The organism is Halorubrum sp. B52 (assembly GCF_059752555.1).
The window spans coordinates 1-22,121 of sequence record NZ_MWTG01000002.1 but is presented as its reverse complement, the minus strand read 5'-3'; the positions used below and the strand labels follow the sequence as shown (position 1 = coordinate 22,121).

The window sequence follows — 22,121 nt, the reverse complement described above, 5'->3', positions numbered from 1 at the left end:
TCTTTCGCTCGTCGAACCAGTCGCCGCACAGTGCGATGAATCTGATTCGACGAGTTCTCATCCCACTCAGAACTCTCTCGCACTGGTTCGACCGCGAGAACGAGCGGGATGTTCTGCCCGATGATCGAGAGCGTCGCAAACTTGAACGCTCGACCGTCTCTGTTCTTCGTCCCGCTAACCATCGGCATCTCTTCGACATCCCCGTAGTAGGGAATGGTGGTGATATCGATCGCAGCGGTAACTGGTCTCCGAAAAGATGCTTCAGAGGCGATCACGGAGAGCAAGCGATCCGTTGTCTCATTGAATCCGTTCACGAGCTCTTCGGGGTCGAACTGTTTGACAGCGCGGAGATGGGTGTCGCCGTGGGGTCCATAGTCCTTTCCGCGCCGGTACTGGAAGCGAGTCGCTCCCTGCGCGGTTCCGCACCGAACCATCCCCATGAACGTCTGTAGCTCAAAGAATTGTGTGTCCTCGTACGAGGCGTTCGACGCCCGACCAGAGTCGAAGTATCCAAAGGCGTGATCACGCGCGAGGCGTGTCGTCTGGACGATCTCGTCCTGTGAGAAGGATTTGTCTTCTACTGGGTCTGCGTCTTCTTGCGTATCGTCGATGATCTCTGCCTTAGGCCGCACCTCCGGCGCTGAGATGTTACGATCGTAGACCTCTTTGACAACGAAGTGGGCGGCAGCGTGGGCATATTTGTGGGCCGCGTCGTCAAATCGATTTCGCCACGCCCGCGAGAACGCTGATTCGTCGGGCACTCGGCTGAAGCCGAGGATAGTGGCGACTTCCGGTTGCCGAGTGAGTCGTCGAGAAAAATCGGCGTACGAGTCACCCGTTATCTCCATGAACACGAACGAGAGGGCCATCGCGTGAAAGGAAAGTGGCGCAGGATGCCACGCTGAATACCCGTCTTCGATCGCGTCTATCGAGTGATCGAGGTTCTCGAACGCGGTGACGAGGTCGGATCCTTTGAGTTCGTTCCGGATGGCTATCCCGAGTTGGTACGCTTCGTACAGAGAGCGCATTCGTGGATTCTCATGAGACGGTGTATGTCTTTCTTGCTCTCGCTCGTATTCTGCGAGTTGTTCGATCCGTTCCTCTGTCGGAGGATGCGTTCGGAAAAGCCAGCGTTCGAACCGGTACAGCCGTTTACGAAGCCACCAGTATGATGGCCCCCTATCTCCTTTCGGACCAAGCATCACTTTCTCCAACTCTTCGGGTTCAAGTGAAAGAAGTGAAAGGATAGATAGCGACGCAATTCCCGACGCCTCACGTAAATCTCGGTTTGGCGTTACAGGAAAAGTTCCGAGTCGGAGCGTCGTATATGCGAGGTGACGATGCGATCCCGAACCTCGGCCAACCGAGCGTTCAGGGCACTCGCCGGGCAGAGGTACTAAATCTGTGACTCACCTTCCAATATCTCGGCCGTGACGGACTCAAACAGCTACTCTCAGCTCTGGATAGCCAAAATATCGTACTCGACAGTGAAGCGCTCGGCTAGTATCGACAGTTCCGAGAAATTAGTCTGATGTACGCCACCATCAACATAGAACCGCTGTGTAAAAAAAACGCTGTGATCGTGACTCAGCATCTATTCAACACCGCAGTTAAAGAGACCCTTTTGCAGCAGTCAGTCAAGCCACTCAAAAATATCGATGATAGGGATTTCTGGTTATGGCCTCAGATAGAGTTCTGTGCGGCGTCTGTCCAGCCCAGTGTGTCGCCGTTCATCGTGATGCTTCCCGGACCGAGTGAGAAGGACACGTCGAGGCTACCGCAGATATTGTATGCAGTGTCGATGTACGTGTGCTGGTACTCCATGGCGATGGGATACTTGTAGGCGTCCGGTTGAACAGCGTTCAGGTCGGTAGCGAACGAGGATGACCAGTTGCCCTGCGAACCGTCGCGGGCTGGCCACGGGTCATCAACATCCGCGAGGATACCATTGTATGTTTCCATCCCATTGTAGGAAACCCTGTCGTTCCCGTAGAAATTGTCCGTTCCTGACTCCGGGGGAACAAAGTAATCACCGTTCCAGAACAATGCAGCCGCGTCCGGGGGACAGGTGTGATACCCTTCAAACACAATGTCATCCTCGTTAAGATCCCAGTTCGCGTGGATCCGATAGTCAGCAGGAATCCAAGAACCTTCACTGATACCTACCGAGAGCGAACTTGGTGAGTCGGCTGGTGCAGACCAGAAGTTATCCGTCGAAACCTCGTCGTCATTGAAAGCTGTCGGCGTTGCTGAGACCTCCTTCGTCTCAAGTGCCCCGCCGTGTTCCTCTGCGAGCTGTTCTGCTTGATCGTACTTCGCGTCTTCCATAAGCCCCTGGATCGCGGTTCCGGGATCAGTATCCGTGTCCGCACTGGCGAACCCGGTCAGCGAGAGGGAACTGGCAGTTGCGACACCGATACTTTTCAACGCGTTTCGCCGTGTTAGGTTCTCTGAAGAATTCTCTTTCATTTTCTCCGTATAAATCTAATATGGCCAACAACTTATAATTACTTGTGCATGGAATATTGAATACTTCCTAATATATCGATTTATAGTAGAGTACATGTATTATCTACTGTGTTTACTGGTGATATAACTAATGTTTATAGTAGTTATGGATCTCACAAAAATATTAGTCCGAATCGTACCGAAGTATTGTGGGCAGAGAGACACTCGTTTGGATGGGTTTTCGCTTATACCCGAACGTTTCCGCCGTCACCGCCGCTCTCTCCGCCGAAGTACCGCCACAGTAGATAGGTCAATAACCCTGTCGTGACAACGGATAAGGTGATGATCACCGACAGGAGTATCTGTGCCGTGATCAAGAAACTGCCGGCGAGAATAACTATCCCCGCAAGGGCAGCGATACCGATCATCTTGCCGAGATTGTCTATGCTCATCTTTTTTTACTACACAAACTACACATATATGTCTTCTGGCATCGATGATAAAAGAGACAGATCTGAGCGGAGCCGTCGGCCTCTTGAAATCATGAGAGTTCTGTCGCGACATATTGGTGCCAGCCGGGGTGATGATCAACTGGCCGTTACCATTCTGGACGTGCAGCCGTTCACCTCGTAGGTGACCTGCTGAAATTCGTCGACAATCTCTGCCTTAGGCTGAGTCTCAGGCGCTGGGATGTTGCGAACTTGGACTTCTTTGATGACGAAGTGAGCGGCAGAGTGGACGAATTCGTGGGGTTATCGGTACCGTACAGTCTCTGAATTTCAGATGCAAATGAAGTTGACATTGTCTTCTACTCTGAGAAAAGAGTTCAAGGAACCATCCTGATCGATACTCAAACAGTGGTTAAGTGGACGACATAACCGTTTGAGTCGGGCAAGTAGGACGTCGAGGAGATCTTCCTTCGTTGGTGGTAGCTAACGGATACAGTAACCGGTATTGTCGTATGTGTTGAGACCAATCTTTCTCAAGGAATTTACTGAGGAGAATATCACCACTATTTTTTGATTCATTCACTTTCTACCCGAACAGAAGGCACGCATCAAACACATCCTCCGAGATTGTGGAAGTTGAGACTACGGCGGCTATAGCACCGCTGGTATGCACGATATCAGCCGAACCACCGAACTTGACACGGTTCACACTCGGGCCGGGACACCACTTCCAGTTAGTATCCCAACTAGAACTGCGTATTTGAAGAGATCAGAACAGCGCTGCCGCTCGTTACTCCTGTTCTCACTGGCTCAATATCGGCGATTACCCGACTCCAGTTTCCTTCTTCAACAGTGTGAGCGTATTGTCCGCAGTCACAATCGGGGAATGCTCGTACTCACCCGTCAACTCGACTTGCACGAGGAGGTCGACGGCCCGCCAGATTGAGTACAGCAGACAGGCGAACGCGAAGTAGAAGAATCGCAGTACGAAGTTCTTCGAGGTTGTCGCGGCCATGAACCGCTTAATGCTCCGGTAGCCGCTCTCGATCTCCCAGCGATAGCCGTACTCACTCAGCAGTCCCACATTACCGTTGCACATGAACACCGAATACTGCCGGTGGTCAGTGTGTTCAGAATTCTCGTTTCGACGGTACACGAGCGTCGTCTGGTGCCACTCATTCTTGCCCAAGTGGAGCTTACGGTCGTTCACGTATCGATCTGTCTCACTCTTCAAGAGTCGTTTCGCCTGGGCTCTCTCGCTCGTGTGCATCCGCTTTGGGACGACGTACGTGAGCCCGCGTTGGCTAATCATCTCCAAGACGTGTTGGCTGTCGAATTCTCTGTCCATCAGCACGCTGTCGACGTGGACGAGGTCCTCAGCCGAGTCAAGTAGATCCTCGACAATTTCCAGCCGACTCTCGCCACGCCGCACCGGCCTTGCGTCTAAGACAATCGGGACCGCATTACCGACGAGCTGGACGGTCGCCCACTGATAGGCGTATTCGTCGGTCTTCTCTTTTGTCCCGATGATCTCATCCTCGTGACCTGTTCTATCACCGGTGAAGGGCTCAGCTTCAGTGATGTCGATGGCCACGATTCCGGCTCGGAAGAACTGCTCTGTCTCCGCGACTTCATCCAATAGCCGTTTCACGGCCTGACGGTACATCTCACGAATCTCCGCTATCGAGAGGTCACGAATCTGATCACGATGGGCGTGCCCCAGAGGTGTCCGACTACGCGTCGACTCGTAGATGAAGCTCCGAGCCCCCTCATTGGCAGCTAAGTTCTCGCGGAGGCCGAGATAGGTCTGTAAGTCCCAGTAGGCATTCTCGTGGATCTCACAGCCCTCTCCGCGATCCATCGAGAACGCCGGGAAGACAACGCGACTGACGTGATCCGTGATCGTTCCCGCCTGTTCCAGCACGGTCTGCTCGTCCGGATCGGAGTCTCCGGTACTGTCTCCTCGCTGAGGGAGCGTCCTGTCCGGGTCACGCGGAACGCTCACACCCGCGTTTTGGGCATTGATCAGGGCCGTCCGGGCAGCCGTCTCAACCGTCTCGCGTAACTCACCCGTGAAGCGCTCGTGCCAGCTACGCCAGAGCGTCGACTGATTCGGAACGCTCTCGAGTCCGAGTTGCTCACGCAATTCAGGGTGGCACTCGAGGAATTCGACGAGTGCTGTCTCGTGGTCCCATCCGTGGAGTTCTTTCAACATGAACACTCGAAAGAGGGTGTCCATCTCGTAGCTCGTCGATCCCGCATAGCGGTCATGGGTCTCGAATTTGAAGTAAGCGAGCGGCAGCGAACAGACGAACTTTTCGACCGAGTTGTGGCACTCGTGGCAGAACCACGTCTCCGAAATCGTCCGAACATCTGATTCCAGTCCCGCGAGCGACGTTCGGTCATACAGTGGTGTCGAATCATACGCCGGCCACTCAACGTACGATCGCTGAGCGATACGTCGAAAGATCGTTCGACGAGACTCGGGAGTCGAAGCCACTACGAGATACTGACTCGGACACGCAGAAGTCCTCGTCCATCTCGATAAGAGACATCGAGATTGGGGAAGGTCGGTACTCGCTAGGGGAGAGAGATTAGTTCCGCAATCCGGTTCCAGGGGGAACACATTTCCTCCACATGCCTCTAGTCGGACTATGGCTCACGAGTGCGACGATTGCGGGGAGTCGTTCGAGACACTCACTCATCTCCGACTTCACGACTGTGGCGATGTCCAATCGGACACGTTCTCGGCCTCGACCGATTCGGGGAGGTCTAAATCTGACTCATCTCCAAGCCAAAAACGGAACAAAGAGGTTGCCGAACTCGATAACCTGCTTGATCGTTTCTCCGACGGTGACGTGGATGCCCTACACTACGCAGTCGTCGAATTCGAAGCAGCACTCTCGACTGCAGTCGAGGAAGACAGCAGTGGAGATACGTTTCGGGACGTCTTCTGGCCATACTACGAGCGCGTCAGCAACGAACTCGACGATGCAACGAGAGTACACGGTTGGCCATTCCTTGCGGATGTAATCGATGCGCATGAGCCCACTGAGAAGGCCGAATTTCCGCTCGTCACGCCCACAATAGCAAACGCTGTCGGGCGATATCTTATTCGAACGCGGATAACCGATGGTGTCGAGGCGATTCCGGTCAAGGCACTCGAATATCTGAACACTGTCGCGGTCAACGCTCCCGAAAGCGACGATGTCGCACGCGAGGAAGTCCATGCTTATGGGTGGGGAATCGGACATCCAAACCACTCAGTCGTCGACCAGCTCCACGCCCGTACGACGGAGGACATCTTCTCCGTCAGCCCAACAGTCGAACACGCCTTCTACGCTGACCAGTACGCTGCCGTCGACCTGCTCGAACAGCTGGTACGAGACGAATCGATCAATGGGACGCTCCCTCGCGTCACCCGTGACGATATGCCATATCGTCGCTACCTGCTCGACTGCGTCTACGGACTGAAAACAGACAGCCACTGGCCGGGGATGCCACGGTACTACGACTGGTACGATGAGTTGGATTACGCCTTCGAACTCGACGAGACAGTCGAACAGCGTATCCGAGACCTCGTCGAAGAGATGGGCTTCGATGCCGATCTCTCGAATGACTGGACGTTCCGCGATCTCGGTATTTGAGGGAATTAACAGTACGCTTTCCCCGCCGCCCGACATACTGGCTGGTAATGCCGTTCAGCGTCACGTAGCACGTGTTCTTCAAGCAATAAGAACTCCTGGCTCTGATAGGATGAAAGCCTGCTAAGTCCTCAGAGTGCGTAAATAGGTACTGGGGTGGTCAAAGGCCGATGATTCAACAGCGTTTCAGAACGCGTGGCTCTGATTGGCCTACGTGCCAAGGAAGCACCATCATGGGAGGTCGAATAGGTGTTGCTCCATTTACGCACACACCACCCATCAGCGCAGCAGCAGCTCGTACCGATCTGCTAGGTGCTTGACCGCATGGAGGAATTTGATCCACAAGAAGTGGCTCTGTTGAAATCCTCAACAAATGATATATTCTGGCCCGGTTGCGGTCAACACAGGGAGTTAACCTACCTAAAGCCGACCGATTTTCTCGGGTGTAAGTATTTGTCGGAGCACTATGGATTATTCATATGGCGATGTCCTCCAAGACCCTCAATGTGGGATTGCGTGATGTCGGTTTCTCCCTCCTGTGTATCGTGTCGGTCGCCGCGATACTGCCCGTACAATTCGTCTCACTGATCGTCTTCGATACCATCGGACTCGACCAATTCATTCCCAGTACAGTGATTTATACGGTGGTGCCTGCTGTAGTGGTGACTGCTATTCCGGCAATCGTGGCCGCTCGTCAAAACAACCGTCGGGGTTCGCAGGTGATTACGGCGGTAGTGTTCATCGCCGCGATCCTCGCCTCTATCCTCGTGTGGAGCGGGTTCTTCGTCATCGGATAGCGACGAAACACACGCAGCTCTCACCAACCGGCTGTTTCAGCCTATCGTATCTCTGAAGAATGTGGGTTCAACAGAGCCGGATATGTGGCTCTGTTGAAATCCTTTTCTTCAGATATGTTCTCGTCTGAGATAGCCGGTTACTGAATAGTGTTTCTTGATCTTGTGCGGGAGTAGGTGTAGTACGTCGCTCAGTGTGATGGCGTGGGGATTTATAAGTCAGATCACCGTGTTGCTGTCGGCTGTTTATAAGCGGTCGACGCTGCTGCGGTGAGGGCCTTCAAATCCCCAGTCGCGAGGCGGGCGCACGCTCGCTGCGCTCCTCACTCGGTCGCTACCGCTCCCTCGTTGCGGTGCTTACGTCGCCTGCGCCCGCCTCGCGACTGCCCCTTTGAGTCCCGCCCCGCACAGCACCGCACAGCACCGCACAGCACCGCACAGCACCTCACGCCTCCCCAGCCTCGCCGCTCACGCCCTTGCGGGCGTTCGCGGCGTCCCTCGCGGGCTGGCTCGCGGCCTCCGCTTCGCTCCGGCCGCTCGCAGGCGCGCCACCGCACCGCCTGCCATTTATAATCGACCGTCGGCGCCGCTAGCGACTATTTAAATACCGAATCGCTACTACCGATCTGCGATACTCACTTCCGCAATCGCTCGTCGCTACGTCTGTACTGAGCGATTCATGAGTCCCCTGTACTGAGCGATTGAGGATGAAAAACTATCAACTTCAGAGGGTTTCAACCTACACGTCAAAACGGCGCCACCGACGTACCGACGTTCATCACCGAGAGCCGAACTGTCGCAGAATCCTTTCCAGTTGAAGAGCACCAACAGCTGTTCAGCGCCGAGTACCACGACTTGACAGCGTGAAAGACAGTTGCTGAACCCTTTCTACGAGTAACCTGGCTCTGGAGCTCGCCATGCAACCACGATTCCACAGATAGCGACGACTCCAGCGAGTAGAAATGCCGTATCGAACCCCGCTCGGTCGACAACAACGCCGCCTACAATCGGGGCAAGGAACGCCCCCGCTAACCCGACACTCGTCTGGAACGCGACGGCTGTCGCAGCGACTCTTGAATCGACGACTTCCCGGACATACGTGAAAGACAGCCCCAGCGTAAGCTGAACCGCGAACCCGGTGAGCAGCAGGAGCGCAACGAGTAATGGAAGTGACCGAAACTGAGTGAACACCAATACGAGCGGAGCAGCAGCTGCGAAGGACCCGAAAACGATGGGTTGGCGGCGACCACCGAAGACGCGGTCAGACAGGAGGCCACTACTGATTCTAGAGACGACCCCGATTGCGGGGAACACTGCCACCAGGAGTCCACTCACAGCGAGTGACAGGCCAAGCTCGGTCGTGAGATACGACGCGCCCCAGCTATTCACGAACAAGTACAGCGAATAGCCGAGAAACCCGAGCAATCCGACAGACCAGACCTCCCGGTTCCGAAGAACTGCACCAAACTCCTGAACCGAGGGGGCATCTCCCTGACTCGTCCCGATCCCTCGACTTGCTGGCCAGAATACGATGAGACCCATGACTGTGAGCCCCGTGAACGCAATAAAGATTGTAGGCCACCCGAATCGATGCGCAATGAGTGGCCCGGTTCCTTGACCGAGCGCGAATCCGATCGGGCCACTTGCGGTGAAAATGCCGACAGCGGTTGCTCGATTCCCGCTAGTCGCTGCTCGACTCACGATATCGATGCCAGCGTTCCACACGACGACGTAGGCGACCCCCCCAAGCGCTCGCGACGCAATCACTGATCGGTAGTTCCCTTGCCGTCCAGCGATCCATCCCCACGTTCCGGCGACAAGTAGTGTGAGAACGGCGAGTGCCATCACGTTTCTAGAGTCTGTCCGGTCAAGCACCGCACCAACTGGAAGGCTTGCAATCACTGCAGTACCGAACATGACTCCAACGAGGAAGCCTGCGATTGTTGGCCCGATACCCAGCGAGTCACGAATAAGCGGGGAGACGCTCGCGGGCACAATCTCGTAGGCTGCCAACCCTGTCGAGATGAGGCTCGCGCCGGCGACGATACCCCACGTTGACTGATGTTTCTGGTGTGGATCGCTATTAGTGGGTTCTTGATGCTGGGGGGTCGGTTGGGTAGTCATTACTCGAGAATGTGGACGGACGGTGAACCACGGAAATCGGGTATCGACAGGTGCCTGTAACGAATTCTGACGATAGTGTATCCATGTTATGTATCTCTCCGCATACCTTTAAGGGTTAGATGGTAAATCCTTTTATTCTCTTACTGTTAGATGGTTAACCACCAATGTACATTCATTCTGGCCTAGGCCAGCAGCAGAATTGGGGACGAATTCGAACCGGGCTCGAGGGAAGCGTTCCCTGTATTCAACTGATCGAATAATGGTCGCTTCTCAATTAGTCCTCAATTCGTCGACGGTACTACTCGTCGGAACAAATAACTGGCTCACGCAATTCGCTGTTACGCTTGAGACACGGACTGACGCGACTGTACATACAGTTGGAACCAAGGCGGAAGCGAGTGATATAGTCCGAAATCGGACCATTGACTGTCTCATCACCGGAGACACGCTCGAAGGGGCAACAGGGCTGGAACTCCTCAAGGAGATCCGCACCGAAACCACGACGCTCCCGGTCGTACTTTGTACCGCCGCTGGGAGCGAAGCTATTGCCAGCGACGCTATCAAGGCTGGTGTCACGGATTACATCGTGCTCACGGAGCCGGTAGAAGAGATGACCGACGAACTCATCGAACGAACCGAGCGTGCCGTCCGATCCGCACGGCGGACAGCCACGCGATGGGACCGGGCCAGACAGTTCGACGCCATATTCAACGATTCGCGGACCGCGACGTGGGTGCTCGATCCTGCTGGCTCACTTGCGCGTGTGAACAAGACAGCACGGGAAATGAGCGATGTGGATGTTGAAACGATCGTCGGTGAACCGTTCTGGACGCTTCCGTGGTGGGCAAAGACCGGTACGAAGAGCACGGACGTACAACAAATCGTGGAGAACGCGTTCGATGGGAGATTCGGCAACGCGGTCGTCACACAGCCGCCACACGTCGAGGATCCACGCGTCATCGATCTCTCCGTGCGTCCAGTCGAGAACGAGCGTGGAGATCTCGTTTCAATCGTCGTTGAGGGCGTAGACATCACCGAGCGCGTCGATCTCGAACGCGACCTCCGACAATCAGAGGAGCTCCACCGCGTCACGCTCAACAACATGACCGATACCGTCCTCATCACGAACGAGGCCGGCGAGTACACCTATGTTTGTCCCAACGTCCACTTCATCTTCGGCTACACGGCCGACGAGATTCACGAGCAAGGGACGATCGACAACCTCCTCGGTACGGACCTCTTCGACTGTGAGGAGCTCACAGAAGACGGCGTGCTTAAGAACATCGAGACGACCGCGACGGACAAAGCGGGTCGTGAGCACACGCTTCTGATCAACGTTCGCGAGGTCTCGATTCAAGACGGGACGCTTCTCTTCAGCTGTCGGGATATCACGAAACGTAAGCAACGCGAGGAGGCGCTTGCGACCCTCCAAGAGACCGCCCGTGATTTTCTGTACGCCGAAACGCATCAGGAAATCGCCCAGCATGTCGTCGACGACACACCTGTCGTCCTCGATCTGGATGCAAGTGCGTTCTATCTCTTTGATGCTGATGCCAACGAGCTTCGACCCACAGCGCACTCGGCGACGATGAAAGAACTCAACGGTCCGCTCCCCACCGTACACGCCGACGGCGAAACACTTCCGGGTTACAGTTTCGTCGAGGACGAAGCGCTGTTTTTTGACGATGTTCATGAGGCAGACCGGCTCGAAAACCGGGTGACTGACCTCCGCAGTACAGCCTACATTCCACTCGGTAACCACGGCGTGTTCGTCGCTGGCTCGGACCGAGTCGGCGTCTTCGACGACGTAACCCGGGAACTGGCTGATCTTCTCGCTGCAACCGCCGAGGCAGCCCTTGACCGCGTCACACGCGAGTCCCGACTTCGAAAGCAAGATCGCACACTACAGGAACAAAACGAACAGCTGACCGAGCTGAATCGGATCAACGAGACAATCCGGGAGATCGATCAAGCTCTCGTGCAAGCGGAAACACGGGAGGAAATCGACCATACTGTCTGTGAGCTGTTGACCGGCGAGAACCGATTCCAATTCGCCTGGATCGGGACGATTGACCGGATAACTGACTCCGTCGAACCACGGGCTTGGGCAGGCAGCGAACAGGGATATCTGGATAGCCAAGCATTCGCTATCGACGCATCAGCTGGGGAGCCAGCCGGGCAAACCGCGGCCACTGGCGACGTGACGATAGTGACGAACGTCGCCGCTGGTCTCCGCGACGAGCCGTGGCGGAAGGCCGCACTGGCTCGTGACTACCTCTCTGTATTGAGCATCCCTCTCGTGTACAACGACCTTACGCACGGCGTGTTGACTGTCTACGCACCGACCCAGGACGCGTTCGACGACACGACGAAGGCTGTCCTCGCTGAACTCGGCGAAACTATCGCGTCTGCGCTCAGTGCTATTGAACGAAAGAATGCACTGCTCACGACATCGGTGACGCGGGTCGAATTCGGCATCGATGATCCTGCGTTTATCCTTTCACGGCTCGCTCGAGACGCAGCGTGTACACTCTCGTATCGAGGTGGAGTCCAACAATCCACAGAGGGAAGTTACGTGTTTGTGACTGTCGACGACGGAGCAGTAACTGACGTTGTAGACGCCGCCTCGCAGTTGGTCGGGATTGACGACGTACAACAGATTAGTACGGATGGTGAGGGGAGTGTGCTCCGGTTGCGGCTTACCCAACCGTTTCTCGCTCTCGAGCTGGCCGATCATGGTGCTGTCTTCCACGAGGCAACCGCCGACCCGACATCCACAAGCCTCGTCATCGATATTCCGGACAGTATCGATGTCCGGACCATCACCCAACTCGTCCGAGAGACGTTCTCCACCGTCGAACTCCGTTCGAAGCAGACGCTGGATCAGTCCATGGAACGCGACTTGTACTCGAAGTTCCTCGAGAAACTGACCTCACGGCAACTCGAGGTGATCCAGACGGCATACTACAGCGGGTTCTTCGAGTCACCACGCGAGAACACAGGCGAAGATGTTGCGGAGACACTCGGAATCTCCCCTCCAGCATTTTATAAACACTCTCGGACTGTCCAGCGCAAACTGTTCGAAACGCTCTTCGAGGAGCACAATATCTCAATTTCGGGAATCGAAGAGTTCAATAACTAACTCCAAATTTCAGAGGGTGTTTGGTGGTTAACATCTGAATATTCCCTTATACACTTATTACACGTACATAGAGTGCCCTATATTACCGGCTGGCACTCGTGAACCCACTATGATAGATGTCGACCCTGAATCAGACGAAAAAACCCCGTACGAGTGCTTCGAGTGTGGCAGCATCATCATCGCAGAAGACAGCCCAGGCCAATGTCCCGACTGTGGCGGCCCGATGCGAAACCGGCGAATGTCACTTGAATAATTATGGCATCAAAATCTGAGAGCACCCACAACGGATCGGACGACGAGGCGGCAGAACCAATCGAGCCTGAGTCGGCACTCGAGACCGCCCGCCGTCAGTTGGATCATGCTGCCAGTCACTTGGATATCGACCCCAGTATCGTCGAACGGCTCAGATATCCGAAGAAAGTCCACGAAGTAACAGTCCCAGTCGAACGCGATGACGGTACGGTCGATGTGTTCACCGGCTACCGAGCTCAACACGACAGTGTCAGAGGCCCGTTTAAAGGAGGGCTCCGGTATCACCCCGAGGTGAGTAGAGACGAGTGTGTCGGACTCGGCATGTGGATGACCTGGAAGTGCGCTGTTATGGATCTCCCGTTCGGGGGTGCCAAGGGTGGCGTCGCAGTCAACCCGAAAGAGTTGAGTTCGGGAGAAAAAGAGCGACTCACTCGTCGGTTTGCCCAGGAAATTCGCGATGTTATCGGACCGAATCGCGATATTCCCGCGCCGGATATGGGTACTGATCCACAGACGATGGCGTGGCTGATGGACGCGTACTCGATGCAGGAAGGTGAAACGATACCGGGAGTCGTCACCGGGAAGCCACCAGTCATCGGGGGGAGTGAAGGTCGTGAGGAAGCGCCTGGACGGAGTGTCGCGATCATCACCAAGCAGGCCTGCGAATATTATGGGAGCGATCTCGAGGGAACAACGGTCGCAATCCAGGGCTACGGGAGTGTCGGTGCGAACGCCGCCCGGCTGCTTGATGAGTGGGGAGCAATGGTCGTCGCAATCAGTGACGTGAACGGCGCAATGTACGACCCAGACGGGATCGAGACGGCGACCGTCCCGTCACACGACGAGGAGCCTGAAGCCGTCACGAAATACGCAGACGACGTGATCTCAAACGATGAGTTGCTCACACTCGATGTTGACGTACTCATCCCTGCCGCTCTCGGAAACGTGATCACCGAAGCAAATGCGAGTGCGATCGCCGCTGACCTCGTCGTTGAAGGCGCAAACGGTCCCACCACTTCGACGGCGAGTGCGATTCTCGCAGAGCGAGACATTGCAGTTATCCCCGATATTCTCGCTAATGCTGGCGGAGTCACGGTGAGCTACTTCGAGTGGCTCCAGGATATCAATCGCCGATCGTGGTCGCTCGAACGGGTGAACGACGAACTCGAAACGGAGATGCAAGCCGCTTGGCAGGCAGTCACAGACGAATACGAGCACCGCGATGTCACGTGGCGTGATGCAGCCTATATTGTTGCGCTCTCACGGATCGCTGAATCCCACGAGGTACGGGGGCTCTGGCCGTAGGGAGATGGACTATCGCCCACTCAGACGGATCCGACAGCCAACTACCCCGTTTGAACGGGGACTGTTTGGACTGTATCAACTCGTTAGCCCCGGGACTATCCTCATCACTATCTGCTTTATCGGATACGTCGTCATCGGCTTCAGTTTATCTTACGTCGGAATCTATGAACCAACGTACTCCGTTATGGGTTTCACTGATCCATTTTTCACGAGTTTGTCATTTCTAACAGGGCTCTTCATCAGTACGATGTCGGGGACGCTTGTGGCGCTCACGCTCTTGCTTAGTCCCAACGATTCGAAGGCTGATCTCGTTGTCGTGGTGAGTTTCATCGCTCTTGGATTTGGGGCCGCTACCATGCGAGTCACATTCGGAGCCGTCCAAGCATATTTCACTGAGATAGTAAGTAATCTTCTATAAAAACAATAAATAGTTTGAAATACGGAAGAAATTGGTTACTTGAATTGAGGCGCTAAGGCCCCTTCCTCAACGAGCAAGTGGAGCGAGCGAGTAGGGAAGGATTCAGCGCCGCACAAGTATCAAACACGTTAGACGCTCGGCCTACAGGCGCACCACCACCTTATTATATTGTTCTCAAGAACTGCTCAAGTGGATCCAGACACAGGGGCTTGCTACCGATGGCCGGTCGGTTCACTGTACAGGATACTGGTAAGTCCCATCCGTCTCGTGACTGATCACGCAACAAGCCGGCTGCGTGGTTCATGTTCGGGTGTATCATCTCTACTCGCTGAAAGCACCCGCCACGAGCAGTGGGAAGACGAGCGTCGCCTCTGCTTCGACCTGCGTATAATTTGTCCGGTCATCATCTTTGATCTTCCCCCACGATACTGCCTCGTTCGGGGGTGCGCCAGAGAGTGACCCATCCCCTTCCATACCGGTCGAGATATAGACGACGTAATCGGCCCCACCGCGGAACAAGTTCGTCATAATTGCGTGGTGTTTCGGCACGCCACCTCCAACTGCGATCAGACCCGTCGTATCGGCGAGCATTCCGTCCTCAATGAGCGAGTCGTAATCGTCGAGAATCTCGATTCCGACCTCCGAATCGTACCCCTGTCGGTAATAGTAGAGAAAATTCCCAACCTCGGAATCCGTCAGTGCCGGACAGTAGACGGGAACATCATTGTCCGCTGCTTGTTTCAGAACCGAATCCTGATCGTCGAGTGTCTCCCCTAACTCTCGGGCAAACGATGTCGGCGTCCGAACCTTTTCCTCAGCGAAGAACTCCTCGAAGAAGTCGTATAGGTACTCCTCCAACCAAACGTAACGGTTGGAAGGGACGAACAGATTCCCAAGACGGTTGATTCCCTGTTCCCGGAGAACTGCTTCATCCGCATCCCACTCTCCCATTTTGAACGGCTTCGCCGTTTTGATAACATCCTCCGCCAGCGATCCCGCGGTCGTGATAAGCACGTCGACGTACCCTTCACGAACGAGGTAGGCGACGACTTCACGCAATCCCGACGAAATGATATTCGACGTGCATGTGAGATAGATCGTGGCATCGGCGTCTTGCATTTGCTCGGCGATGTCGATGGCCTCTGCGAGTTGCGTCGCCTGAAAGCCCGTCGTTGCATACGCTTCCAGCATCTCCTGAAAATCGAATTCGCCACGGAAGTCGTAGCCCTGCACGTCTGGCGTGGTCAACTCTTCAGCACTTCCCGGAACAACGTGGTCGTGAGACTCCTCGTCCATACCGGCAATTAGCAGGATGCCGGTTTGAATCGTTCGAGACGGGTCGCCGATTCTCGATACACACAAGTCCAGCATCAGCTAACTGTTCAATATGTCCCAGCCGACGGTGGCTGTTCTCCGACCCGACGACAGCCGTATCGTTGAGGCGGTCGAGTATCTCCAGTCACTCGATGTATCCCCGATTCCAGACCCAATGCTGGCAATCACACCGACCGGTCAGGTTCCCCCAACATGCGGACTACTGTATCTTCACAAGCGAGACCGGTGTCGATCTAGCTGCGACAGCGGGATGGAAACAACGAGGCACCACTGTTTGTGCTGTCGGAGATCAGACTGCAACCGCATTATGCAATCGGGGCTATTCAGTCGATATCGTTCCATCGACGTTCACATCCACAGGACTCGTCGACGAGTTATCTACTGAAGTCGAGGGCCAAACCGTTGAACTTGCTCGGAGTGCACACGGCAGCGAAGTACTTGTTGAAGGACTGGAAGCAGCTGGTGGAATTGTCAGCGAAACAGCCTTATATCGCCTGAAACGACCGGAGACTGCGGGACAGTCGGTTTCACTTGCGGTAGACGGTAAGCTGGACGGTATACTGTTCACCTCGCCAAAGACGATAGAGCACTTCGTTCAAATTGCGACTGAACGTGACGCTGTCGCTGCACTCCAACGCGAGCTAGAGGAGACGATTGTTGGAGCGATAGGAGCACCAACAAAACGTGCTGTCGACAAGCATGGGATCGCTGTTGATGTTATGCCGGATACAGTGGGGTTCACACAGCTTGCCGAGGTCACCGTACGTCGAATTCTGGATACCCACCAATGAACACATTCCGTCTCCAATCTGTTAGCTGACTTTGAGTGTTCACTGACGTCTCACCGTAAACCACGTTACTCCGATCAAGAAGGCAGCGGCACCAGACACTAACAGGGTTTGACGATAGCCGAACAGTGCTGCAGCCCCGACACTAAGCGGCGGACCGACCGTCGTGCCGAGTCTGAGAACACTTGTCCGAATACTCATAATGCTCCCGCGGAATTCGTCCGGTGCTCGTTCGTTGAGTGCCGTATCCGTAATCGGCTCTGCAAGTCCTTGACCAAGTCCGAATAGAAGGAGTGCACCAGCAACTACGTATATAGAGTCTGCGACGGCGACGCCGACGAGTCCGATCCCGTAACTCACGAATCCGAGCGCGATCGATTGGAAGCTCGTGAGCGACCGAAGCACGCGATCACCTTGCATTGCTGTCGCTCCCATCGTAACCGCGGGTAATCCCACGAGAAGGCCGATACTCGCTGATGAGAGGTGATATTCGTTGGCGAGCAGGAATGGAACGGCGGTGAGTTGCGCGCCGTAGAGGATGACGAAAATACCGAAGATTGCGAGATAGAGCACGACGAAGGGGGTCATCGATGTGGGTCCGGTGAGGAATGCACGGATACTCGAATTCGTATTGTTCTCGTCGCGCTGTGGCTCCTCGAGCAAGGTTATGCCGGGTACAGCGACGAGCAGCGCGAGGAGAAAACACGCGAAGGGAGCCGACCAAGCGACTGTCGCCAGCGCACCGCCGAGTAACGGATAGCCAGCAGCACCCACCGCGAGAATCGCCGCGTTGGTCCCAATTAGCACTCGTCGTTGTTCACCGGAATAGAGGTCGCCGAGGAGCGTGACCGTGAGCATCGCAATCGCACTACTCGCCGCCCCTTGGATGGCTCGCAGGACCAAGATCAGGGTGAAGTCGGAAATGAAGATGATACCGCCCCCACTGAGTCCGAAGACAACAAGCGCCGGGATTAGAATCGGTTTTCGACCGATGCGGTCAGTTAGCAGTCCAATCGGGAGAGTGAGAAAGATCCCGGGGAGCGTGAACGCCGACAGCAAGAGGCTGGCCTGTGCCTCCGAAATGTTCCATGCCTCCTGGACCGCTGGGAGTACAGGGCTGATGAGTGAGACACCCATGACAGCGACGAGCGTACTCGCGAAAATCACGGCTGTTGCTGGCGAGTTCCGGAGTTTCCGTATCCATTCCATTCGCTCTATTACTCTCTCGGTGAGCGCTCCCCGTAAGTCATCCGCTATGGGGGAGTGGTCGCCCTGAATCAGAACCGGAGGACGTTCACGGTGAGCCAATTATGTTCACAAGCCCAAAGACGCAGATTATTACAAACGGTGTAGGTGAAAGCCACGTGGTTTGACATCCAAGCAATTCACCACGGAGTGTGACTACACTGGGCATCGGACGTCCGGGAAGAAATTATCACCATGACTGAGCTCCTTGAGGAGACGTACGTTGCGGCATTGCAGCGTGATTTCGTAGATGTTTCCCCGGAGGCATGCTCGTAGGTGTGGTTCGACGACCACCCTGCTGGTTTAGAACAACAACCGACGAAAACTACCCCTCAGTTAGCCCTCCGCCGGATCTCCTCGACGAGTTCAAACAGTTGCACGACGGACAGTACCGACTCTCGTGACCGGCTGGATCCGTCACTCACCGCTGCGTCTGGCCACCATCGACGGGAAGCGCGTGCCCAGTGACGAACGAAGCGTCGTCCGAGCAGAGCCACACGATCACGCTCGCCACTTCGGCGGGATCGGCCGGTCGACCCATCGGCACGCCGGCGGTGACTTCATCCTGCTCCTCGGGAGACATCGACTGGAGGGCACGTGTGTTAACGATTGTCGGACAGACTGCATTAACTCTGATACCGTCTGCGGCGAATTCGAGCGTGACCGACCGCGTGAGCCCGACAACGCCGTGTTTGCTCGCGCTGTAGGGCGTCCGACCGGGACTGCCCCGTATCCCGGCGTGTGAGGCAGTGTTGACGATAGCCCCGCCACCGGAGTCCAGAAGAGCCGGTATCTCATGTTTCAGCCCGAGCCACACGCCTTTCTGGGAGATGCTGGTGACGCGGTCCCAATCCTGCTCGGAGATGTCGGTTACTGGCGCGGGATCGGCTCCGGTGGCGACGTTGTTCACTGCGAAATCGAGGCGGCCATACTCTTCAAGCGCACGCTCAATCATCGCCTTGACCTCAGTGGAGTCGCTGACATCAGTGCGGACGAACGTTGCGTTCCCGCCGTCGTTTTCGATGCGGCTGACTGTCTCTCCGCCAGCCTCGTCGTCGATATCCACGACAACGACATCGGCTCCCTCGTCGGCGAATCGCTCCGCAGTCGCTCTGCCGATCCCCGACCCCGCACCCGCTACCAACGCGACACCGTCACTAAAGTTCCGCGAAATGCTGCTGAAAGACACCGTTTATAACCTTCGCCGGAGCGTCCGATACCCGTGAAATCCGCCACCGTGTACCGAAATTACAGAGTCGTGAAATCTAGTGAGAACACTGGAAAACCGGTGTGGAGGTGGGGGTCTGGCGATGATCCCAATGTCCTACTATCTGCGTTTCATAGGTACTGGCAATGGCGAATTCGCGGCGGCCCATCGCACCAGCTGAAGAAAATGTCCTCAATCATCTTGAGGCATATCTCGAAGAACTGGGCGATACCAACCCGCTTACGCGTGAGATAGCTATCACATACCTCGAAGATCACGGAATCAAGCCTGCCGACGGACGCGATATAATCAAACAGCTACTCCTGAAGGGGTATCTGTATGAGGTTGGTGACGAAATTCGGATTCCACCACGCTCGTGACGAGTTGGTACGTCTGTTGTCTATCAGACTCTTCTCTCTCTCTTATCGCTAGTTCACGCCTGTACCAAACACAACAGATCTTCCCCAGATGGTTCGTTACTTCCGATATACCAGAAATCGATAGTATTTCATGAATATAACTCGAGACGCGAACGATGTACGATCTCACTGGCTTTCAGCGCGATCTCCTGTATGTTATTGCCGGGCTTGAGGACCCACACGGGCTCGCAATCAAAGACGAACTCGAAGACTACTACGAAAAAGAGATCCATCACGGGCGGCTGTATCCAAATCTCGACACACTTGTCGAGAAGGGGCTGGTCGAAAAAAGTCAGCGTGATCGACGAACTAACGAGTATACCACCACTCGTCGAGGAACTCGAGAGATCGAGGCCCGAGTAGAGTGGGAAAACCAGTACATCGATCACGCAAACTGACACCCCATCCGTCTTTAGTTAATACTATCAGTAATACTCGGTAGCCGTGGTTTTCGCCCAAATACGGCCTAGCCACACCAGCTACGGCAATAGAAGGGCGTTTGTGATGGTTACTTATCGCTCGATCTCGCCAGTACTGGTGTCTCATCTGTATCTTCTCCCGCCTCTAATACTGACAAGCATACTTTTGAGAATTGTATCACTCTCAAGCTTAACTAAAGACGAATGGTCTGGCACCTATACGTACGTCTGTACACCGCATGAGGTGGTCGGCATGAAGGGTGCCATTCACGTAGAGTTATCTTCTCTCCGCCCTGATGACGAGGTCTTAGCCTTACTATTTCCAGCCGGCGAAAACGCTACGAGACCATCGGGTGACCGCTCTCTTCTACCCGAGATAGCGTCCGTCACACGGACTCCCGAGCCGGTTCCTCCGTCGGATCGATGCTGAAAAACACCCGTCCGAGTGCCCGTGCCATTCCGACAAGCGTCAGCGCCCACACCACCAGCGCAAACCAACTCCAGTACACAGGCACGACGGAAAGCAGTCCGAAGGTTCCAATCCCGGCGAGATTCAGCGTACACGCCGTGTACATCCCCATCGGGAACACCCGCCCCCACGCAGTCGGCGAGTACGTGTGAACCCCCCTACCGAATCCGAGCCGCAACCACGGGGCCACAATCACCCAAATTGGCGGTCGGCCGTCGACCCCATCGGTGAGGAACTTCCAGACGTCAATCGCGAGCAGCAGGGGGATCCACCAAGAGGCGATCGCCCACGCGAGGAACGTTACGCCGACTATCACTGGTGCATACGGTTCCCAGCCTTGAAACGCCACCAGCCCCGGGCCGAGCGTCGTCCCCGCGAGCGTCGTGATCGCCGCCGCGCCCATCGTGATCCAATACGGGCCGGTCCAATCGTCCGGGCGGATGGGGCCATCGAGGAGTCGATAGCTGACGACAGTAACGACGACGAAGTAGAGGACATACCCAGAGCCGAAGTAGCTCATGCTCAACAGGACGACTACGTTTCCGTACCCTGCCAGCGGTTCAGCAAGCAACCCGCCGAGGACTGCGAGCGACTGCATGCAGACGATCACGAGCAAGAAGGCGCCGTCGATCCGCTCGCTCACACCCGCCTTTCCCGTGCCGATGATCTCGGTTACAAACAGGTAGTACAGCAGCAGTGGCGTGGCGACGACGGTCACGCCCCACATCGCGGCCGCCACCGCGACAATATCGAAGAACAGCAGAAACTGAACCCCGATGGTATTCGTGGCAACAATGAAGGTCAGCGTGCCCCAGTGTCGGTCTCGGTTCCGTAGATCGGCGAGCGTGCGTTTGGGAAAGGCCGCAGCTCGAACTGCGAACAGCGCAAGCAACAACGCGTAACAGGCGACGTTGAACACCGCTAGCGGCCGCGCGATAATTGTGATACCCAGCTCGAAGAAGGAAATTGAGACGATCCCAGTCGACATGACGAATCCGAAGTATGCCGGGTCGAGTATCTTGAGAGCGCTACCGAGAGAGGCAGCGAGTGTCTCCCTGTTAACAGAGGTAGACCGGTCGTCGATTCCGGATGAATTGGTCATTTCAGTCGCTCAAAGTGGGGGTCGATCCCACCGTATTGTCGGATTTTGGCCGGGCGGATGGTAAATGGGTACCGTTACGAGATCACACCTAACCACATCCCGGAAGACATTCACCGAACATGTTCTTTCGGAGCAGTCGGCTCTGTTGAAATCCTCAGAGAGTTACATGTTCGCCGTGTAATTCGACGAGATGAAGGCCCTCCCGAAGTCGCAGATTCTCCGGTTTACTGAGAAGGCAATCCATCTGGCACGGCGAGCTGTCTCTCAATACTCCTCAAAATTCTCTAAACACCGTTATACACTTCCTCAGCACGTCGTTCTGCTGTGTCTCAAAGTTCGGAAGAACACGACCTATCGTGGCCTGCTTGACGAACTGATCGAGATGCCACGCATTCGTCACGCCCTCGGATTAGCTGAACTTCCTACGCCATCAACGCTTTGTAAGGCGTTCAACCGGCTTGATATGGCTGTCTGGCGTGCCATATTGACTCTCTCAGCGACGCTACTTCCGACGAGCGGTGTCGTTGGAGTTGATGCGTCAGGATTCGACCGCAGTCACGC

Annotated in this window: 17 protein-coding genes and 3 pseudogenes; 11 read left to right on the top strand and 9 right to left on the bottom strand. The window is 55.3% G+C overall.

Translation table 11 applies throughout. The annotated features are described in order from the left end of the window. Positions 1-1,028 (bottom strand): annotated as a pseudogene (locus tag B4V04_RS00205) (transposase); the annotation flags it as partial. Between the two features lie 396 nt (positions 1,029-1,424). Here B4V04_RS00205 and B4V04_RS00200 point away from each other — a divergent pair. Continuing rightward, positions 1,425-1,567: pseudogene (locus B4V04_RS00200) on the top strand (IS5/IS1182 family transposase); the annotation flags it as partial. A 116-nt stretch (positions 1,568-1,683) separates the two neighbouring features. On the opposite strand, the gene B4V04_RS00195 reads toward B4V04_RS00200, so the two are convergent. The 3 genes from B4V04_RS00195 to B4V04_RS00185 all read right to left on the bottom strand — a co-directional run bounded on the left by B4V04_RS00195 (position 1,684) and on the right by B4V04_RS00185 (position 5,397). Then, positions 1,684-2,469 carry a hypothetical protein gene (locus tag B4V04_RS00195; protein ID WP_498228383.1) on the bottom strand — a complete coding sequence of 262 codons (786 nt, stop codon included), beginning with the start codon at positions 2,467-2,469 and terminating at the stop codon, positions 1,684-1,686. A gap of 224 nt (positions 2,470-2,693) precedes the next feature. Next, the gene (locus B4V04_RS00190; protein ID WP_444683767.1) at positions 2,694-2,900 is read right to left on the bottom strand and encodes a hypothetical protein; all 207 of its coding nucleotides are present in this window, start codon (positions 2,898-2,900) and stop codon (positions 2,694-2,696) included. Between the two features lie 820 nt (positions 2,901-3,720). Then, positions 3,721-5,397: a transposase gene (locus B4V04_RS00185; RefSeq protein ID WP_095638106.1), complete on the bottom strand. Its 1,677-nt coding sequence runs from the start codon at positions 5,395-5,397 to the stop codon at positions 3,721-3,723. A 154-nt stretch (positions 5,398-5,551) separates the two neighbouring features. Between B4V04_RS00185 and B4V04_RS00180 the strand changes: the two genes are divergently transcribed. Together B4V04_RS00180 and B4V04_RS00175 are read left to right on the top strand one after the other, a co-directional pair. Further along, positions 5,552-6,544 (top strand): DUF8137 family protein, encoded by a 993-nt coding sequence (locus tag B4V04_RS00180; RefSeq protein WP_144927967.1) that lies wholly within the window; start codon positions 5,552-5,554, stop codon positions 6,542-6,544. A 476-nt stretch (positions 6,545-7,020) separates the two neighbouring features. Next, positions 7,021-7,338 (top strand): hypothetical protein, encoded by a 318-nt coding sequence (locus B4V04_RS00175; RefSeq protein WP_144927964.1) that lies wholly within the window; start codon positions 7,021-7,023, stop codon positions 7,336-7,338. Between the two features lie 885 nt (positions 7,339-8,223). On the opposite strand, the gene B4V04_RS00170 is transcribed toward B4V04_RS00175, so the two are convergent. Continuing rightward, a complete protein-coding gene (locus tag B4V04_RS00170) occupies positions 8,224-9,459 on the bottom strand; it encodes an MFS transporter (protein ID WP_095638109.1) in 1,236 nt (411 codons plus the stop codon). Positions 9,460-9,718: 259 nt separating this feature from the next. Between B4V04_RS00170 and B4V04_RS00165 the strand changes: the two genes are divergently transcribed. The 3 genes from B4V04_RS00165 to gdhB all read left to right on the top strand — a co-directional run bounded on the left by B4V04_RS00165 (position 9,719) and on the right by gdhB (position 14,158). Next, the gene (locus B4V04_RS00165) at positions 9,719-12,601 is read left to right on the top strand and encodes a bacterio-opsin activator domain-containing protein (RefSeq protein WP_144927961.1); all 2,883 of its coding nucleotides are present in this window, start codon (positions 9,719-9,721) and stop codon (positions 12,599-12,601) included. Between the two features lie 109 nt (positions 12,602-12,710). Continuing rightward, the gene (locus B4V04_RS00160) at positions 12,711-12,854 is read left to right on the top strand and encodes a rubrerythrin-like domain-containing protein (protein WP_137691468.1); all 144 of its coding nucleotides are present in this window, start codon (positions 12,711-12,713) and stop codon (positions 12,852-12,854) included. 2 nt (positions 12,855-12,856) lie between these two features. Continuing rightward, positions 12,857-14,158, top strand: coding sequence for a glutamate dehydrogenase GdhB (gdhB, locus tag B4V04_RS00155; protein WP_095638111.1), 1,302 nt, complete (start codon positions 12,857-12,859; stop codon positions 14,156-14,158). 739 nt (positions 14,159-14,897) lie between these two features. Here the strand turns inward: gdhB and B4V04_RS00150 are convergent. After that, positions 14,898-15,872: a deoxyhypusine synthase gene (locus B4V04_RS00150; RefSeq protein ID WP_095638113.1), complete on the bottom strand. Its 975-nt coding sequence runs from the start codon at positions 15,870-15,872 to the stop codon at positions 14,898-14,900. A gap of 91 nt (positions 15,873-15,963) precedes the next feature. Here B4V04_RS00150 and B4V04_RS00145 point away from each other — a divergent pair. Next, a pseudogene (locus B4V04_RS00145) lies at positions 15,964-16,702 on the top strand (uroporphyrinogen-III synthase). Between the two features lie 39 nt (positions 16,703-16,741). On the opposite strand, the gene B4V04_RS00140 reads toward B4V04_RS00145, so the two are convergent. Then, on the bottom strand, positions 16,742-17,908 hold the full coding sequence (locus B4V04_RS00140) for an MFS transporter (protein WP_095638114.1): 1,167 nt from the start codon (positions 17,906-17,908) through the stop codon (positions 16,742-16,744). A gap of 457 nt (positions 17,909-18,365) precedes the next feature. Further along, positions 18,366-19,118, bottom strand: coding sequence for a glucose 1-dehydrogenase (locus tag B4V04_RS00135; protein WP_095638154.1), 753 nt, complete (start codon positions 19,116-19,118; stop codon positions 18,366-18,368). A 179-nt stretch (positions 19,119-19,297) separates the two neighbouring features. On the opposite strand from B4V04_RS00135, the gene B4V04_RS00130 reads away from it, so the two are divergent. The 3 genes from B4V04_RS00130 to B4V04_RS00120 all read left to right on the top strand — a co-directional run bounded on the left by B4V04_RS00130 (position 19,298) and on the right by B4V04_RS00120 (position 20,419). Further along, a complete protein-coding gene (locus B4V04_RS00130) occupies positions 19,298-19,531 on the top strand; it encodes a hypothetical protein (protein WP_095638115.1) in 234 nt (77 codons plus the stop codon). Positions 19,532-19,686: 155 nt separating this feature from the next. Further along, positions 19,687-19,968, top strand: a complete 282-nt coding sequence (locus tag B4V04_RS00125) for a helix-turn-helix transcriptional regulator (protein WP_095638116.1) — start codon at positions 19,687-19,689, stop codon at positions 19,966-19,968. A gap of 106 nt (positions 19,969-20,074) precedes the next feature. Further along, the gene (locus B4V04_RS00120; protein ID WP_233139251.1) at positions 20,075-20,419 is read left to right on the top strand and encodes a plastocyanin/azurin family copper-binding protein; all 345 of its coding nucleotides are present in this window, start codon (positions 20,075-20,077) and stop codon (positions 20,417-20,419) included. On the opposite strand, the gene B4V04_RS00115 is transcribed toward B4V04_RS00120, so the two are convergent. Further along, positions 20,376-21,560 carry a tellurite resistance/C4-dicarboxylate transporter family protein gene (locus tag B4V04_RS00115; RefSeq protein WP_095638118.1) on the bottom strand — a complete coding sequence of 395 codons (1,185 nt, stop codon included), beginning with the start codon at positions 21,558-21,560 and terminating at the stop codon, positions 20,376-20,378. The two genes, B4V04_RS00120 and B4V04_RS00115, sit on opposite strands and share 44 nt — an antisense overlap. 190 nt (positions 21,561-21,750) lie before the next feature. On the opposite strand from B4V04_RS00115, the gene B4V04_RS00110 reads away from it, so the two are divergent. Beyond that, positions 21,751-22,121, top strand: a 371-nt coding sequence (locus B4V04_RS00110) for a transposase (RefSeq protein ID WP_498228377.1), incomplete at its 3' end; no start/stop codon positions are given.